Below are 14,562 nucleotides of genomic sequence, written 5' to 3'. Positions count from 1 at the left end.
AGCCGGTCACGGGGATATGCACGGGGCGTGCACCGCACGTGCACAGGGCGTGCACAACGCGGCATACGTTTTGCTCACAGCAGCGCGGCCTGCACGTCCTTGCTCCACCCCAGGTAGAGTTCGCCCTCCCGCCGGATCACGGGGCGTTTCATCGCCGTGGGCTGGGCGGCGAGGATGTCCTCGGGCGCGGACTCCTTCACCGTGTCGTCGAGTTTGCGGAAACTGGGGGAGGCGCGGTTGACGATCTTCGGGCCCAGGGCGGCGGCGAACTCGGCCCGCTCGGCCGGCGACAGGGGCTCGGCCCGGACATCGCGGAAGGCCACCTCATGCCCCGCCCCTTCCAGCGCCTTCCGCGCCTTGCGGCAGGTGTCGCAGGTGGGGATGCCGTAGAGGGTGAGGGTCATGGGGACGCCGTCCTGTGTCTGGTGGTCGGGGGGCGCTTGCGTCTTGAGAGCGGCAGAAGAGATGTCCGCCTTGCCTAGATAGCCAAGGAAGCAGGGTAAGCGCCTAGTCTTATTGGCATGCCTGAACATAGAAGAACACTATTTTACATGTCTTGCTATATAAGTGATCGCGGCTCCAATCTGGGACTCGATTGCGTCAACAACGCTGGCAACAAAGTCCACTGTCCGCCTACACTCAGAGAGAGTGAGAGGAAACTTATCACCACTTATTGGATCAATGTCGCACTCATGAGCAATACCGTTTCGCCTCTGAACAATAAGGTTAAGTTGCGAAATGGCAGTATCACGACTTAAACTAATCTCGTCAGCGATAAGCTTCCATTTGTTGGGCGCCGCCGAGACAAGCGCCAATGCGGCAGAAATAGAGTCTGGAGACTGGAATGATTGATATCCCGTTTTATTCTTAATGAAATCAGAGAACACCTGCTCTGCGGAATCTACTTGGCCGGCTACGAACAAGAAGTCACGAACCGAAATTTTTTCATTTAGCAACGCCGAAGTTGCCGCGCTTTTCCCATGAAATGCGTTCATTACGCCCAATTGAACAATATTATGAACGTACGTGTCTAGCGCACTAATAATGTTTACCACCTGCGCTCGAAGAATGTCGGAGTACTCAATTGGAACCGTGACGGTCGCGTCAAGATACTCAAATACCGCGCAGCGCTCGCGACATTCTTCAATACGCTTTCGAAACTCCACTATTGGCTCAGACATATTCAGCTAACCGCAGCACCTCTCCCGTCAAACTAGAGAAAGACTCTTTGAACTTGTCTCGGTTTTTCACCATCCCCTCAAGCACCGGTCCAGTTTCACCGATTTCATCATCAGAAATCTTGAAAACGGGCACGCCAACTCCGAGTGATTTCGGCAACAAGCCCTGAAAGTCTGGGATCTCGCTCAGACAATAACCGTTGCCAACAAGCGCCTCACCATAATCCTCACGCGCAAGGGCCATTTCATATTTCCCGAGCGTCGGAACGAGCTCATCTGTGATCGCCGCCTGGATCTCTGCTATATTATCTCGATACGGCTTTGCAGCTACCCCATTTCTAACATTAAACCTTTGAATAAGCGCCCCAAAGAATTTTGGCGCACCCGAGGGCAATTTGTACGTTGCCTCTGAGAACAACTCCTCGTTTGTTTTCTTCCAGTTAACCCACCGTGGGAGAACTTTCGTTAACGTTTGAATTGCCATTATTGAAAATGGATCTGGATTGGTCGGAAGCATGAACCCATGAGAAAGAAGGAAAAGATCCTGATTAATCGGGCTGAGCCCAGGATTCATATCAATGATTGTATAGTCAATATTGTGCTCTTCTTCGATTGCATCCAAAAGTGCCGAAAATGCACCAGGTAAGTTTTGAAGGGCTGCAAGGGAACTTGTACTCGTGAATGCAAGTGTGAGTGAAGCATCAAATTCTGAGAGATCCGCATGACCGGGCAGAAGGAAGAGATTACCCTCTCTTTCAGGACTCGGGCAATCGAAACTGACGATCGGTGTAGGCGTCCCTCGAAAAGCGGGACTGACGCCGTCCTTGATGTTGTTCTTTTTGGTGTCATTATTAAGGTAGTATTCCTCGAATCTCTCTCCCAAAACAAGACTAGTAAGATTGCACTGAGGATCACCATCGACAAGCAAGATTCGATGCTTCTCCGCCATAGCCCAACCGATATTATAGGCGGAAGTCGTCTTGCTGACACCGCCTTTATGATTGAAAATCACGATCCTCTTAGACATCTGCCCCATCCAAAATATTCACAAACTCCCGCCATTCCCCCTTGGACATGCCGGAAGTCTCCTGCGTCACGTCCTCACCCTTGAGCATCCGCCTAATGCACTCAACCCCCTTCGCACTCAGGTTGGCGCCGCCGAGGCGGTAATCCTCGAAGGCCTTGTGGGCGAGCGGCACCCATTTGGCGACGAGGTCCGAGATCAGCTCGGCATAGACGCGGATTTCGTACTGGGCGTGGGAATCGGCCCTGAGCCGCAGGAAATGGAAGAGGTTGTGCAGGTCGGTCTTCCAGTACCACTGGGTGTAGATGTTGGCGGGCAGGTTCATCCGGGCGAGTTCCCGCGCGAGGCCCTGCTGGCCGTCCTGCGACAGCATCTCTTCGTAATGGTCGTAGGCGCGGGTGGAATCCTCGCGCAGGTAGCGCAGCACGCGCTCGGCCTCCTCCCCTTGCAGCACGTCTCCGCGGCCCTGGTTGTTGGTCGTCGACTGCGCGGCGAGCGCGTCGGGGGCGGGCACGTAGAACTCGCGGTCGAGGATCGAGTAGCGGGCGGAGTATTCGTTCACGTTCGCCGTCCGGTGGCGGATCCATTGCCGCGCGACGAAGACCGGCAGCTTCACGTGGAGCTTGATCTCGCACATCTCGAACGGGGTGGAGTGCCAGTGCCGCATCAGGTAGCGGATCAGCCCCTCGTCGTTCGAGACGTGCCGCGTGCCCGCGCCGTAGGACACCCGCGCCGCCTGCACGATGGCGCTGTCGTCGCCCATGTAGTCGACCACCCGCACGAAGCCGTGGTCGAGCACCTCGTGCGCGGTGAAGAGTTCCTCCTCGAGCCCCGGCGCGGTGGCCCGGCGGGTCTGTTGCGTGGCGGCGCGGGCGGCGTCGATGTCGGCCTGTTGGTCGGGCGAGAGGGGCATCGGCTGCATCCTGTGTGGGCGTGAGTCGGCGCACACTATATCTGGGCTGAGGGGGACCGGGAACCGCCAGATCGGGTGTGTTGCCGGGGTGCATCTGCGCGTGGCCCATCCGCACCGCCCGAAGGCGCCGCGCTTGACCGGGACGGGCGCCGGGGGCTCAGGTGCCCGAAAACGCAGAACACTTTCGGGCAGACCATAGATGACCAGGCTTACCGCGTCGCTCCTCGTCCTGTCGCTGCTCGCCGCGTGCAGCAGCGGCGACGGCTCGAACCCGATCACCGGGGGGCCGGAGCAGGACCAGACGGATACGGACACGGACGATTCCGGCGATGACGGGACCGACGGCGACCCCACCGGCGACGACACCGACGACGGCGACGGGATCGACAGCGACGGCTCTCTGCCGCCGGGCACGCCGAACCCGACGCCCAACGACGGGATCGCCCGGTCCGAGCCGGTGGGCGAGGGATCGGGCACCGCGACGGACGTGCGCTACGATTCCGCGACCGACCGGTTCTTCGTCGACGGGCTCGCCTTCGACACGGCCAACGCCTATACCCGCGGCGAGGCCGTCGGCAGCCTCGGCCCCTTCGCCGTGTACGAGAACAACACCCCGCTGGTGGACAATTTCAACGGCGAGCCCGTGGGCCAATTCACCCACCGGGCGATCTACGGCGTTTCCACGAGCGGCGAGACCGAGTTCGCCATCGTCCGCACCGGCGCCTATGCGGGCTATGGCTTCGGCGGCTTCGTCTACGAGCGCGAGAACGGCGTCGACATCCCCACCAGCGGCCAGGGCAGCTATGCCGGCGACTACGCGGGGCTGCGGGACTTCGACGGGCGCTCGGGGCTGGAGTATGTCCAAGCCGACGCGGCGATGCAGATCGACTTCGAGGACTTCAACGACGGCGGTGGCGTGCGGGCCGAGATCTTCAACCGCCGGATCTTCGACCTGGCCGGGCGCGACATCACCGCGGACGTGGTGGACGGCCTGAACGCCGAGTTCGACTCGAACATCGGCACGTTGCCGGTGATCCAGTTCACCATCTCGCCCGGCGTGCAGACCGCCAACGGCGAGCTTCTGGGCGAGGCCTATACCGTGATCGGCACGCCGGACGGGGCCGAGACCGAGTCCGAAGGCCAGTTCTACGCGGTGATGTCCGGCGAGGACGCCCGCGAGATCACCGGGATCGTCGTGCTCGAGGGGCCGGACCGGTTCGAGGACGTCACCTACCGCGAAACCGGCGGGTTCATCGTCTACCGCGATCCCGCCGACCGGCCCTGACGGCCGTGGCGGGCGCGACGAGGCGGCTCTGGTTGCCGCTGCTGGCAGCGCTGGCGCTGTCGGCCGGCGGCACGGCGGCGCAGGAGGTGCTGACCCCAGACGAGATGCGGTCCGCCGCGCTGGGGGCCACGGCGGCGGGAGCGCCCGAGACGGCGCTGACGCTGTCCGACGCGCTGCTTGCGCGCGATCCCGACGATGCCACGGCGCTGCTGCTGCGCGCGCGGGCGCTGCGCGACCTGGGCCGGGCCGATGCGGCGCGGCGGGCGGCGGCCGAGGCGTGGGCGGCGGCCGAGAGCGACGCGGAGCGCTATCGCGCGGCGATGGTCCGTGCGCAGGCGCTGGCCACCGACGGCGCGTGGACCCGGGCGCAGATCTGGCTGCGGCGAGCGGCACAGCTGGCCCCCGACGCACGCAGCCGCAAGGTCGCCGAGCGTGACTATGGCTATGTCCGCGCCCGGAACCCGCTGGGCGTGCAACTGACCTTCGACGTGGCGCCCACCAACAACGTCAATGGCGGTTCGAGCGAGAGCGAAGCCGTGCTGCGCGTGTTCGGCGACGATTTCCGCGTCGGCCTGCGGGGCGCGTCGCGGGCGATCTCGGGGATGCGCTATGGCGCCGGCGCCAACCTGACCTATCGCCTGGACAGCGACGCGCGCAGCCGCACCAACGTGGCCCTGTCGGTCTATCACGAGACCTACACGATCTCGGAGGACTCGAAGGAGCGACTGCGCGAGGATGCCCGCGACCTGCAATTCGACGACGACGCCCTGCCGCCAGAGATCGTCGAGGGATCCGACTTCGCCTATAGCGTGCTGACGGCGGGGATCGAGCGGCGGTTCTTCCTGCGCGAGGGCGGCGGGCTCTACGAGACCGGCCTGACGCTGGGACAGAACTGGTACGGCGGCGATCCCCTGTCGCGGTTCGTCCGCCTGCGCGGGGGAAAGACCTTTCAGCTGGACGGTACGGCACGGGCGTCGGTCGGGGTGACGCTGGAATACCAGGACCGGCAGGACGTGGACGACGCCACGCCGCTGCGGCTCGGGGTCGAATTGCAGCGCCGGGCGCCGGTGCGGGGCGGCGGCGCGATCACGCTGGGCGCGGACCTGCGGCGCAGCCTGTCGGATCGGGCGAGCTTCGACTATGTCGAGGCGGCGCTGAGCGCGGACTGGCGGCTGGGCGAGCCGGTGATGGGCAGCGTGGTAACGCTGAGTTCCGAGGGGCGGCTGCGCGAATTCGACAGTTCGCCCTATCGCGCCGGCGGCCGCAGCGACACGAGCCTGACGCTGGGGGCCGAGCTGTTCTTTCCCGACATCGACGCCTACGGCTTTGCCCCGCTGGTCGAGGTGGAGGCGCTGAAGCGCGAGTCGAACATCGACCTCTACGACACCGAGACGGTGAACCTTCGGCTGGGCTTCCGGTCGGTCTTCTGAGATGTCTTTCCGGGCCCCGTCCGGGGCCTAGATGGCAGCCCGACGCAGAAGGAGGACGCAGATGGATATCAAGTACCTGCACACCATGGTCCGCGTGAAGGACCTGGAGAAATCGATGAAGTTCTACGAGATGCTGGGCCTCAAGGAGCGCCGCCGCTCGGAGAACGAGAAGGGCCGGTTCACGCTCGTCTTCATGTGCCCGCCGGGCCAGGAGGACGGGCACAACGACGTGGAACTGACGTACAACTGGGACGGCGACGACGCGCTGCCCGACGACAGCCGCCATTTCGGCCACCTCGCCTATTCCGTCGGCAACATCTACGAGATGTGCCAGTATCTCATGGATAATGGCGTGACCATCAACCGCCCGCCGCGCGACGGGCACATGGCGTTCGTCCGCTCGCCCGACAACGTCTCGGTCGAGCTTCTGCAGCAGGGCGACGCGCTGGAGCCGGCGGAACCGTGGAAGAGCATGGAAAACACCGGCCACTGGTAAGGCTCTGGCTGGCGGTGGCGGCGCTGTGCCTGGCGCCGCTACCGGCCGCGGCCTGCCGGCTGGCGCTGCTTCTGGCGCTGGACGTGTCGTCGTCCGTCGATCCGGCGGAGGACGCGCTTCAGCGGCAGGGGCTGGCCCGCGCGCTGCGCTCGGAGGCGGTGCGCGAGGCGATGTTCGCCCTGCCCGCCGAGCCGGTGGCGCTGGCCGCGTTCGAGTGGTCGGGCCGCGACCAGCAGGCGATGCTGCTGACCTGGCGGATGATCGCGACGCCCGCCGATCTCGAGGCCGCAGCGGCGGTGATCGGCGACTCGCGGCGGCGCTATACCCAGTTCCCCACCGCGCTCGGCTATGCGATGGGCCATGCCGCGCGGGTGATGGAGCGGGCGCCGGCCTGCCTGTTCCACACCATCGACGTTTCGGGCGACGGGGTGAACAACGACGGCTTTCCGCCGCGGCTGGCCTATGCCAACTTTCCCTATGACGGCGTTCTGGTGAACGGGCTGGCGATCGCCGGGCACGACGCGGGCGTCGAGACCTATTATGCCGAACAGGTGATCCGCGGCCCCGGCGCCTTCGTCGAGCGGGCGGACGGGTTCGAGGATTTCGAGCGGGCGATGCGGCGCAAGCTGGTCCGCGAGCTGGGTGTGCGGATCGTCGGGGAGGCGCGATGATCGTCCGGGCCGCCGTGCTGGCCGCGCTGGTGCTGGCCGGTCCGGCGCAGGGGGCGTGCCGGCTGGCGCTGACGCTGGGGCTGGATGTCTCGGGCTCGGTCGATGCGGCGGAATACCGGCAGCAGCTGGACGGTCTGGCCGACGCGCTGGGGCGGCCGGCGGTGCGCGAGGCGCTGCTGGCGATGCCGGACGCGCCGGTGGCGCTGAGCGTGTTCGAATGGAGCGGGCCCTCGGTGCAGCGGCTGCTGCTGGACTGGCGGCGGCTGGAGGGGCCACAGGACATCGACGCGACGACCGGCCGACTGCGGGCGGTCGGGCGGCGTACCGCGCCGCCCGAGACGGGGCTGGGCGCGGCGATGGCACACGGGGCGGCGCTGCTGGCGCGGGGGCCGGCCTGCTGGCGGCGGGTGCTGGACCTCTCGGGCGACGGCATGGCCAATGCGGGACCGCGGCCCGAAGAGGTGCGCGATGGGGCGGCGCTGTCGGACGTGACCGTCAACGTGCTGGTCGTGGGCCGGCGCCGGGCCGGGCGGGCCGGCGGGGCGCCGGACCTGGACGCGCTGGAGGCGTATTTCCGGGCACGGGTGATCCGCGGCCCCCGCGCCTTCGTCGAGCCGGCCGAGGGCTATGACGGGTATGCCGACGCGATGGCGCGCAAGCTGCTGCGCGAGATCGAGGTCGTCGCGGTGGGCGCCGCTCAGTAGATGTAGCGGATCTGATCGGTCCAGAACCGTTCGACCCGGCGGAGGGTGAAGTTGATCTGGCCGATCGTCCCGTCGTCGAGCACGCCGCGCGCCCGCAGCCCGTCGGCATGGCGGGCAAAGAGGCCCGACACCAACTCGTGGATGCGCTGGCCCTTTTTCGTCAGGCGGACCCGCACCGCGCGTCGGTCGATCTCGCACCGCTTGTGGTGCATGTAGCCCAGCTCGACCAGCTTCTTGAGATTGTACGAGACGTTGGACCCCTGGTAGTAGCCGCGCGATTTGAGCTCGCCGGCCGTCACCTCGGCGTCGCCCACGTTGAACAGGAGCAGCGCCTGGACGGGGTTCACCTCGATCACGCCGAGACGCTCGAACTCGTCCTTCAGGACATCGAGCAGGAGACGATGCAGGCGCTCGACGAGTGCGAGGCTTTCGAGATACTCGGCAACATGGTCCGGCGCCCCGGCGGGCGACGCGACGGCGTTCTGCAAACTCATGACACTGCCTCCGGGCTGTTGGGTGCGGGGGCAGATTGGCCGCAGAAAACCTAACTTTTCGTCAAAACAAGGCCGTAGTCGTGCTCAGGCGCGGGTGCCGTGCTGGACGATGTCCTCGATCATCGGCTCGAAATGCTCGGGCGGCGTCTCCTGCCCCGATACCCAGCGGTAGAGATCCTGGTCGTTCTCCTCGAGCAGGGCGTCATAGCGGTCGAGCGCCTCGTGCCCCAGCTGGTGCAGGCGCGCATCGGCATAGGCGGCGAGGATCAGGTCCATCTCCTTGATGCCCCGGCGCATCGACCGCATCCGCAGGCGCTTCAACCGGGTCTCGTGCGGCTCGCGCGTCGCCTCGGTCATGTCGCGGTCTCGGTCATCGCGGTCTTGAGCCGCTTTTCCAGCCGTCCGAGCCGGTCGGACATCCGCACCAGCTCCGACTGAAGCTGCCGCATCTCGGTCATGATCGTCGCCACGTCGCCGGGCAGCGGGGTCGCCTCGTCGGGATGCGCGAGCCCGTCGCCCTCGCCCGTGAGCAGCCAGCGCAGCGACACGTTCAGCAGGCCGGCCAGCATGCTGAGCCGGTTGGCGCGCGGCTCGGCGATGTCGTTTTCCCATTTCTGCAGCGTGGTCAGCTTGACCCCGAGGCGGCGGGCCAGCTCTTCCTGCGTCATCCCGACGGCCTGCCGCGCGTCGGCCAGGCGGTCGCCGAAGGTTGCGTTCGCCTCGGAATACCAGTCGCTTTCTGCGTCCTGCATCGGTGTCGTACCTCCCCGGCGATGACTTGATGGCGATATGCGGGAAGCCTAAGACACGCGAACCCATACGTCCATCGGGAGACGACCATGCCTTTGCTGTCCGCGACTCTTGCGCGTGTAAAACCCTCGCCGACAGTGGCGATGTCGTCGCTGGCCGCGGACCTCAGGGCGCAAGGCCGCGATATCATACCGCTTTCCGCTGGCGAGCCGGATTTCGACACACCGCAGAACGTCAAGGATGCGGCCAAAGCGGCGATCGACGCGGGCCACACGAAGTACACCCAGGTCGACGGCCTGCCCGAGCTGAAGCGCGCGATCTGCGACAAGTTCCGGCGGGACAACGGGCTGGACTTCGCGCCCGGTCAGATCTCGGTGGGCACGGGCGGCAAGCAGATGCTCTACAACGCGCTGATGGCCACGCTCGACCCCGGCGACGAGGTCATCATTCCGGCGCCCTACTGGGTCAGCTATCCCGACATGGTCCTTCTGGGCGGCGGCACCCCGGTCACCGTGCCCTGCCGTATCGAGGACGGCTTCAAGCTGACGCCCGAGGCGCTGGAGGCGTCGATCACGCCGCGTACCAAGTGGCTCATGTTCAACTCGCCCTCGAACCCCACCGGCGCGGCCTATACCCGTGCCGAGGTGGAGGCCCTGTGCGCGGTGTTCAGACGCCATCCGCATGTCTGGATCCTGTCCGACGACATCTACGAGCACCTTGTCTTCGGCGATTTCGAGTTCACGACGCCGGCGCAGGTCGCACCCGACCTGTACGACCGCACGCTCACGGTGAACGGCGTCTCCAAGGCCTACGCGATGACCGGCTGGCGGATCGGCTTTGCCGCCGGTCCGGCGGAGCTGATCGGCGGGATGCGCAAGATCCAGTCGCAGTCGACGTCGAATCCCTGCTCGATCAGCCAGCACGCCGCGATCGAGGCACTGACCGGCCCGCAGGATTTCCTGGCCGAGAACCGCGCCCTGTTCGAGCGGCGGCGCGACCTGGTCGTGAGCCTGCTGAACGAGGCGCCCGGTCTGTCGTGCCCGGTGCCGGACGGCGCGTTCTACGTCTATCCCTCGATTGCCGGGTGTCTGGGCAAGACCAGCAAGGGCGGCGCGACGATCGACACCGACGAGGCCTTCGCGACAGCCCTGCTGGAAGAGACGGGGGTGGCGCTGGTCTTTGGCGCGGCGTTCGGCGTATCGCCGAACATCCGCATCAGCTATGCCGCATCGGACGATGCCCTGCGTGACGCGTGCGAGCGGATCGCGTCGTTCTGCGCCGGGCTACGCTGACCAGCGCGGGGAAAGGAGCAACATGGCCGGGGACCTGCCCGACTACTACTTCCGGGTGCGCGACAACGGTGCCTTCGTCTTTCGCGTCGACAGCGAGAACCGGCAGCGCCGGATCGAGCTGGACCAGATCGCCACCGTCAACATCCGTAACGGCGAGATCAAGCCGCACGGCGACCGCGCCCTCACCGAAGAAGACCTCGCCGAGGTCCGGTCCTGGATGGCCGAGCGTCGGGACGTCCTCGCCCGGCGCGACATCGACGATATCCACCGCACCGTGGATCACCTGAATCAGACGGCCCACTGGGCGCAGACCCGCGCGACGGACGCGCAGCTGGACCAGGTGACCGACGCGCTCCTTCTCGCCATGCACGACCTGCGGACCGTGCTGGTCCGCAAGCGGGGCGACCGCCTCATACGCGGGGACGACAGCTGAGGAGCATTGCCGTCACACGTCATATTCTCGCCCGGATTGCGGCCACATGGCGCCGCACTGGTTGGATGATCTGACGCCCGGTGGGACCGAGTGGGGGTGACATGCCGGACCTGAGCTTTGACACGATCGCGATCGCCGTGATGGCCCTGATCCTCTTGCGTGAGGGCGCGCTGATCGTGGGCGGCCGGCTGCGCCGGGCCGCGCGGAACGAGGTCCGCCTGACGGAATCGGCCCGGCACCGCTGACCTGCGCCGTCGGGCCCTGACCCAGGCCGCGACGATGGTGCGTCTCGACAGGCGCGCCGCTTTGGGGCAGTGTCGGGGCGCTTCAGAGGACGGCCCGTCGTCCGGCATGCGGCGTGAATTCCGCGGTCACGGCCATAAAATCCCGTCACCGCGCGCAACTCTGCGGCCGTGACGGACGTTGTCCTGGCGAAGTTGTTCCGCCGGGCTGCGCCCGGACCGCAAGGATTGTCAGATGAGCGTTTCCGGGATCCCGTCGTCCTCTTTCCCTGCCCATGCCCATCCCTACGACCGTATCGCCGTCATCGGCGCCGGCTCATGGGGGACGGCCCTGGCCACCGTCGCGCGCCGCGCCGGCCGCGAGGTGACGGTCTGGGGCCGCGACGCCGCGACGATGTCCGCCCTGAGCGAGCAGCGCGAGAACCCGCGCTACCTGCCGGGCGTCGAGTTGCCGCCGGGTCTGAAGGGCACCACCGACATCGCCGAGGCGCTGGGAAGCTGCCGCGCGGTGATGATCGTCACGCCCTCCAAGACGCTGCGCAATGTCTGCCGCCAGATGCGCGAGCACCTGCCGCAGGACACCCCCATCGCGATCTGCGCCAAGGGGATCGAGGCCAAGACGGGTTACCTGCTGACCGAGGTCGCCGCCGAAGAGCTGCCGGGCCACCCGGTCGGCGCCATCTCCGGCCCGACCTTCGCCAAGGAGACGGTGCTGGGCTATCCGACCGCCGCGACGGTGGCGTTCCCGTTCACCTACAAGAACCGGCTGGAGCCGCAGGACAGCCCCGCCGCGCGGTTCGCCATCTCGCTCAGCTCCGAGCTGTTCCGCCCGTATATCTCGGATGACGTCGTCGGCGTCGAGATCGGCGGCGCGGTCAAGAACGTCATCGCCATCGCCTGCGGCATGATGATGGGCGCGGGCTTTGCCGAGAACACCCGCGCGGCGCTGATCGCCCGCGGCATGGACGAGATGAAGACCCTGGCCGAGGTTCTGGGCGGCCGGCGGGAAACCGTCACCGGCCTGTCCGGCGCGGGCGACCTGACGCTGACCTGCTCGTCCGAGACGTCGCGCAACATGTCGCTCGGCGTGCAGCTGGGCCGCGGGCTGGACCGGTCGGAGTGCTTCGAGGGCAAGAACGTGGTCGTCGAGGGCGAAGTCAACGCGATCTCGGTCATCGACCTGGCCGCGCGGATCGGGGTGAGCCTGCCGATCTGCGAATCCGTGCATGCGGTCCTGCACCGCGACGCCGACCTCAAGCAGACATTCCGCGATCTGTGGTCGCGACCGATCGAATCCGAGCCGAAGGCGCTGGAAATCTCGCTCAACCATCCCTTCGGACAGACAACGGGACCCGCCGAATGAAAGACGACAGCCTCGCCTCGCTGGCCGGCAAGCACTTCATCCTCGCCACCGATCTCGACGGCACGTTCCTGGGAGGCAGCGACGAGGACCGCCGGGCGCTCTATGACTGGATCGAGGAGAACCGCCACAGCATCGGGCTGATCTTCGTCACCGGCCGCGACCCGCAGTTCATCCGGGGCCTGTGCGACGGCGGCGTACCGTGGCCGCAATTCGTCATCGGCGACGTGGGCACAACCATCGCCGAGGTCACCGCGGACAAGAATATCGAGCCGATCGCGGACCTCGAGCACGAGATCGCGAGCCTCTGGAACGACAGCGGCGAGAAGGTGCGCGCGGCGCTCGACGGGCATCCGGGGCTGACGCTGCAGCCGACCGACTTCCGCTATCGCGTCAGCTACGACCTCGATCCCGGCGCGTTCGACCGCGCGGCGATCGACACGGTCGACGAGATGGGGCTCGACCACCTGATCTCGGACAACCGCTATTTCGATGTCCTGCCGCGCGGCGTCAGCAAGGGACCGTCGCTGAAGCGCTTCGTCAGCTACATGGGCGTCTCGCCGCAGCGGGTGCTTGCTGCGGGCGACACGCTGAACGACCTGTCGATGATCGAGTGCGGCCTGCCCGCCGTCGTCGTCGGCGGCGCCGAACAGGCCCTGATCGACCGTGTGTCGACCCTGCCCAATGTCCATACCGCCGATGCCGTCGGCGCCGCGGGTATCCTGGAGGCGGTCCGCGCCTTCGACCTGCACGAAACCCCCTAGGAGGTCCCCCATGTCCAGCGAACTGGTCATCGTCTATCACCGCCAGCCCTACGAAGAGGTCGAGGTCGACGGGAAGATCGAGTTCCGCGAGAACAAGAGCCCCAACGGCATCGTGCCGACGCTCAAGGGCTTCTTCGGACGCGTCGAAAAGGGCGCCTGGGTCGCCTGGAAAGAGGCCGAGGACACCTCGAACCCCGACTTCGAGCGCGTGGTCGAGATCGAAGATTCCTACGGCAAGTACTCTGTCAGCCGGCTGCCGCTGACCGCCGACCAGGTGAAGAGCTTCTATCACGTCACCTCGAAAGAGGCGTTCTGGCCGATCCTCCATTCCTTCAAGGAAAAGTACAATTACGACCCCGTCGACTGGCCGACCTTCCGGCAGGTGAACTGGGCCTTCGCCGAGGCCGCCGCCGCCGAGGCTGCGAAGGAGGCCGTGGTCTGGGTGCACGACTACAACCTCTGGCTCGTGCCGGGATACCTGCGGCAGCTGCGGCCCGACGTGCGGATCAGCTTCTTCCACCACACGCCCTTCCCCTCGGCCGACATGTTCAACGTGCTGCCGTGGCGCCGCGAGATCGTCGAGAGCCTGCTGGCCGCCGACGTGATCGGCTTTCACATCCCGCGCTATGCCGCGAACTTCGTGGGCGTGGCCGAAAGCCTGTTCGACGTCGAGACCGGCCCGCGTGAGCCGGCGAACCCCGATTTCGTCACCGACGGCGCGCTGGCCGAGCGGCGCTATGCCCGCCAGGTCACCTACAAGGACCACAAGGTCGCCATCAGCGCCTCGCCGGTCGGCGTCGACATCGACTATATCCAGAGCCTCTCCGACACCGAAGAGACCCGCGCCGAGGCGAACGAGGTGCGGCAGGGGCTGGACGATTCCAAGCTGATCCTGTCGGTCGGGCGCACCGACTACACCAAGGGCGGCGCCGACCAGCTAGCCAGCTTCGAGCGGCTTCTGGACGACAACCCGGACCTGCGCGGCCGGGTGCGCCTGATGCACGTCTCGGTCAGCGCGAACCGCAACATGACCGTCTACGAGGAAATCCAGAACGAGATCGAACAGGTCGCGGGCCGCATCAACGGCCGCTTCGGCACCTTCGAGTGGCAGCCCATCACGCTGATCAGCCGGGCGATCCCGTTCACCGAGCTCGTGGCATATTACCGCGCCGCCGATGTCGCCTGGATAACGCCGCTGGCCGACGGGATGAACCTCGTCGCGAAGGAGTTCGTCGCCTGCCGCACCGACGGGGACGGCGTGCTGGTGCTGTCCGAGTTCGCCGGCGCCGCGATCGAGCTTCACTCGGCGATCCTGGCCAACCCGTTCTCGCACCGCTCGATGGACAGCGCGATCCGGCAGGCGCTGGAGATGTCAGACGACGAGCGCCGCGGGCGGATGGCCGAGATGCAGAAGACGATCAGGACCTACGACATCCAGGCATGGGCCGAGGATCAGATGAACAGCTTCGTCGATGCCGGCGGCGCCCTGAAGGACCTGACGGCCGCCTGAGGCGGCCGTCGCCGGC

The 14,562-nt window shown here is 66.1% G+C and carries 18 protein-coding genes; 11 read left to right on the top strand and 7 right to left on the bottom strand.

Annotated features, from left to right (window positions below):
* Nucleotides 1-74: 74 nt before the first annotated feature.
* The 4 genes from BMZ25_RS15865 to thyX all read right to left on the bottom strand — a co-directional run bounded on the left by BMZ25_RS15865 (nucleotide 75) and on the right by thyX (nucleotide 3,115).
* Nucleotides 75-404, bottom strand: coding sequence for an arsenate reductase family protein (locus BMZ25_RS15865; RefSeq protein ID WP_092695368.1), 330 nt, complete (start codon nucleotides 402-404; stop codon nucleotides 75-77).
* 138 nt (nucleotides 405-542) lie between these two features.
* Entirely contained in the window at nucleotides 543-1,166 is a 624-nt protein-coding gene (locus BMZ25_RS20530; protein WP_143071548.1) for a HEPN domain-containing protein, read from the bottom strand.
* Nucleotides 1,167-1,173: 7 nt separating this feature from the next.
* A complete protein-coding gene (locus tag BMZ25_RS15860) occupies nucleotides 1,174-2,205 on the bottom strand; it encodes a ParA family protein (RefSeq protein ID WP_092695547.1) in 1,032 nt (343 codons plus the stop codon).
* Entirely contained in the window at nucleotides 2,198-3,115 is a 918-nt protein-coding gene (thyX, locus tag BMZ25_RS15855; protein WP_092695366.1) for an FAD-dependent thymidylate synthase, read from the bottom strand. Before thyX ends, BMZ25_RS15860 begins: the two co-directional genes overlap by 8 nt.
* Nucleotides 3,116-3,314: 199 nt before the next feature.
* On the opposite strand from thyX, the gene BMZ25_RS15850 reads away from it, so the two are divergent.
* The 5 genes from BMZ25_RS15850 (at nucleotide 3,315) to BMZ25_RS15830 (ending at nucleotide 7,701) form a co-directional block, all read left to right on the top strand.
* Nucleotides 3,315-4,400, top strand: a complete 1,086-nt coding sequence (locus tag BMZ25_RS15850) for a hypothetical protein (RefSeq protein WP_092695364.1) — start codon at nucleotides 3,315-3,317, stop codon at nucleotides 4,398-4,400.
* Between the two features lie 32 nt (nucleotides 4,401-4,432).
* Nucleotides 4,433-5,830, top strand: a complete 1,398-nt coding sequence (locus BMZ25_RS15845; protein WP_092695362.1) for a hypothetical protein — start codon at nucleotides 4,433-4,435, stop codon at nucleotides 5,828-5,830.
* A 61-nt stretch (nucleotides 5,831-5,891) separates the two neighbouring features.
* Nucleotides 5,892-6,326, top strand: coding sequence for a VOC family protein (locus tag BMZ25_RS15840; protein ID WP_092695360.1), 435 nt, complete (start codon nucleotides 5,892-5,894; stop codon nucleotides 6,324-6,326).
* Nucleotides 6,293-6,997 carry a DUF1194 domain-containing protein gene (locus BMZ25_RS15835; RefSeq protein WP_092695358.1) on the top strand — a complete coding sequence of 235 codons (705 nt, stop codon included), beginning with the start codon at nucleotides 6,293-6,295 and terminating at the stop codon, nucleotides 6,995-6,997. Before BMZ25_RS15840 ends, BMZ25_RS15835 begins: the two co-directional genes overlap by 34 nt.
* Entirely contained in the window at nucleotides 6,994-7,701 is a 708-nt protein-coding gene (locus BMZ25_RS15830; RefSeq protein WP_092695356.1) for a DUF1194 domain-containing protein, read from the top strand. Before BMZ25_RS15835 ends, BMZ25_RS15830 begins: the two co-directional genes overlap by 4 nt.
* Here BMZ25_RS15830 and BMZ25_RS15825 read toward each other — a convergent pair.
* The 3 genes from BMZ25_RS15825 to BMZ25_RS15815 all read right to left on the bottom strand — a co-directional run bounded on the left by BMZ25_RS15825 (nucleotide 7,695) and on the right by BMZ25_RS15815 (nucleotide 8,947).
* Nucleotides 7,695-8,195 (bottom strand): MarR family winged helix-turn-helix transcriptional regulator, encoded by a 501-nt coding sequence (locus tag BMZ25_RS15825; RefSeq protein ID WP_092695354.1) that lies wholly within the window; start codon nucleotides 8,193-8,195, stop codon nucleotides 7,695-7,697. The two genes, BMZ25_RS15830 and BMZ25_RS15825, sit on opposite strands and share 7 nt — an antisense overlap.
* Before the next feature lie 84 nt (nucleotides 8,196-8,279).
* On the bottom strand, nucleotides 8,280-8,552 hold the full coding sequence (locus BMZ25_RS15820; protein ID WP_092695352.1) for a succinate dehydrogenase assembly factor 2: 273 nt from the start codon (nucleotides 8,550-8,552) through the stop codon (nucleotides 8,280-8,282).
* Nucleotides 8,549-8,947 (bottom strand): helix-turn-helix domain-containing protein, encoded by a 399-nt coding sequence (locus BMZ25_RS15815; RefSeq protein WP_092695351.1) that lies wholly within the window; start codon nucleotides 8,945-8,947, stop codon nucleotides 8,549-8,551. The genes BMZ25_RS15820 and BMZ25_RS15815 overlap by 4 nt, the downstream gene beginning before the upstream one ends.
* A gap of 87 nt (nucleotides 8,948-9,034) precedes the next feature.
* On the opposite strand from BMZ25_RS15815, the gene BMZ25_RS15810 reads away from it, so the two are divergent.
* The 6 genes from BMZ25_RS15810 to ggpS all read left to right on the top strand — a co-directional run bounded on the left by BMZ25_RS15810 (nucleotide 9,035) and on the right by ggpS (nucleotide 14,546).
* Entirely contained in the window at nucleotides 9,035-10,237 is a 1,203-nt protein-coding gene (locus BMZ25_RS15810; RefSeq protein ID WP_092695349.1) for a pyridoxal phosphate-dependent aminotransferase, read from the top strand.
* A 22-nt stretch (nucleotides 10,238-10,259) separates the two neighbouring features.
* Complete coding sequence (locus BMZ25_RS15805; RefSeq protein ID WP_092695347.1) at nucleotides 10,260-10,670, top strand: hypothetical protein; 411 nt, start codon at nucleotides 10,260-10,262, stop codon at nucleotides 10,668-10,670.
* A gap of 101 nt (nucleotides 10,671-10,771) precedes the next feature.
* Complete coding sequence (locus BMZ25_RS20935; RefSeq protein ID WP_177190491.1) at nucleotides 10,772-10,915, top strand: hypothetical protein; 144 nt, start codon at nucleotides 10,772-10,774, stop codon at nucleotides 10,913-10,915.
* Nucleotides 10,916-11,147: 232 nt separating this feature from the next.
* Nucleotides 11,148-12,275, top strand: coding sequence for an NAD(P)H-dependent glycerol-3-phosphate dehydrogenase (locus BMZ25_RS15800; protein WP_092695345.1), 1,128 nt, complete (start codon nucleotides 11,148-11,150; stop codon nucleotides 12,273-12,275).
* A complete protein-coding gene (locus tag BMZ25_RS15795; RefSeq protein WP_092695343.1) occupies nucleotides 12,272-13,036 on the top strand; it encodes an HAD-IIB family hydrolase in 765 nt (254 codons plus the stop codon). Before BMZ25_RS15800 ends, BMZ25_RS15795 begins: the two co-directional genes overlap by 4 nt.
* 10 nt (nucleotides 13,037-13,046) lie before the next feature.
* Nucleotides 13,047-14,546: a glucosylglycerol-phosphate synthase gene (ggpS, locus tag BMZ25_RS15790; RefSeq protein ID WP_092695341.1), complete on the top strand. Its 1,500-nt coding sequence runs from the start codon at nucleotides 13,047-13,049 to the stop codon at nucleotides 14,544-14,546.
* Nucleotides 14,547-14,562: the final 16 nt, after the last annotated feature.

This window comes from Tranquillimonas rosea, from assembly GCF_900111315.1.
GTDB lineage: Bacteria > Pseudomonadota > Alphaproteobacteria > Rhodobacterales > Rhodobacteraceae > Tranquillimonas > Tranquillimonas rosea.
Note: the sequence above shows the minus strand (reverse complement) of the source record. Positions and strands in the feature narration are given on the sequence as shown.

Excerpts from the sequence above, each read along its gene's own strand:
- BMZ25_RS15865 (WP_092695368.1), bottom strand. The coding sequence starts at position 404 with ATGACCCTCACCCTCTACGGCATCCCCACCTGCGACACCTGCCGCAAG.
- BMZ25_RS15860 (WP_092695547.1), bottom strand. The coding sequence starts at position 2,205 with ATGTCTAAGAGGATCGTGATTTTCAATCATAAAGGCGGTGTCAGCAAG.
- thyX (WP_092695366.1), bottom strand. The coding sequence starts at position 3,115 with ATGCCCCTCTCGCCCGACCAACAGGCCGACATCGACGCCGCCCGCGCC.
- BMZ25_RS15850 (WP_092695364.1), top strand. The coding sequence starts at position 3,315 with ATGACCAGGCTTACCGCGTCGCTCCTCGTCCTGTCGCTGCTCGCCGCG.
- BMZ25_RS15840 (WP_092695360.1), top strand. The coding sequence starts at position 5,892 with ATGGATATCAAGTACCTGCACACCATGGTCCGCGTGAAGGACCTGGAG.
- BMZ25_RS15830 (WP_092695356.1), top strand. The coding sequence starts at position 6,994 with ATGATCGTCCGGGCCGCCGTGCTGGCCGCGCTGGTGCTGGCCGGTCCG.
- BMZ25_RS15825 (WP_092695354.1), bottom strand. The coding sequence starts at position 8,195 with ATGAGTTTGCAGAACGCCGTCGCGTCGCCCGCCGGGGCGCCGGACCAT.
- BMZ25_RS15820 (WP_092695352.1), bottom strand. The coding sequence starts at position 8,552 with ATGACCGAGGCGACGCGCGAGCCGCACGAGACCCGGTTGAAGCGCCTG.
- BMZ25_RS15815 (WP_092695351.1), bottom strand. The coding sequence starts at position 8,947 with ATGCAGGACGCAGAAAGCGACTGGTATTCCGAGGCGAACGCAACCTTC.
- BMZ25_RS15810 (WP_092695349.1), top strand. The coding sequence starts at position 9,035 with ATGCCTTTGCTGTCCGCGACTCTTGCGCGTGTAAAACCCTCGCCGACA.
- BMZ25_RS15805 (WP_092695347.1), top strand. The coding sequence starts at position 10,260 with ATGGCCGGGGACCTGCCCGACTACTACTTCCGGGTGCGCGACAACGGT.
- BMZ25_RS20935 (WP_177190491.1), top strand. The coding sequence starts at position 10,772 with ATGCCGGACCTGAGCTTTGACACGATCGCGATCGCCGTGATGGCCCTG.
- BMZ25_RS15800 (WP_092695345.1), top strand. The coding sequence starts at position 11,148 with ATGAGCGTTTCCGGGATCCCGTCGTCCTCTTTCCCTGCCCATGCCCAT.
- BMZ25_RS15795 (WP_092695343.1), top strand. The coding sequence starts at position 12,272 with ATGAAAGACGACAGCCTCGCCTCGCTGGCCGGCAAGCACTTCATCCTC.
- ggpS (WP_092695341.1), top strand. The coding sequence starts at position 13,047 with ATGTCCAGCGAACTGGTCATCGTCTATCACCGCCAGCCCTACGAAGAG.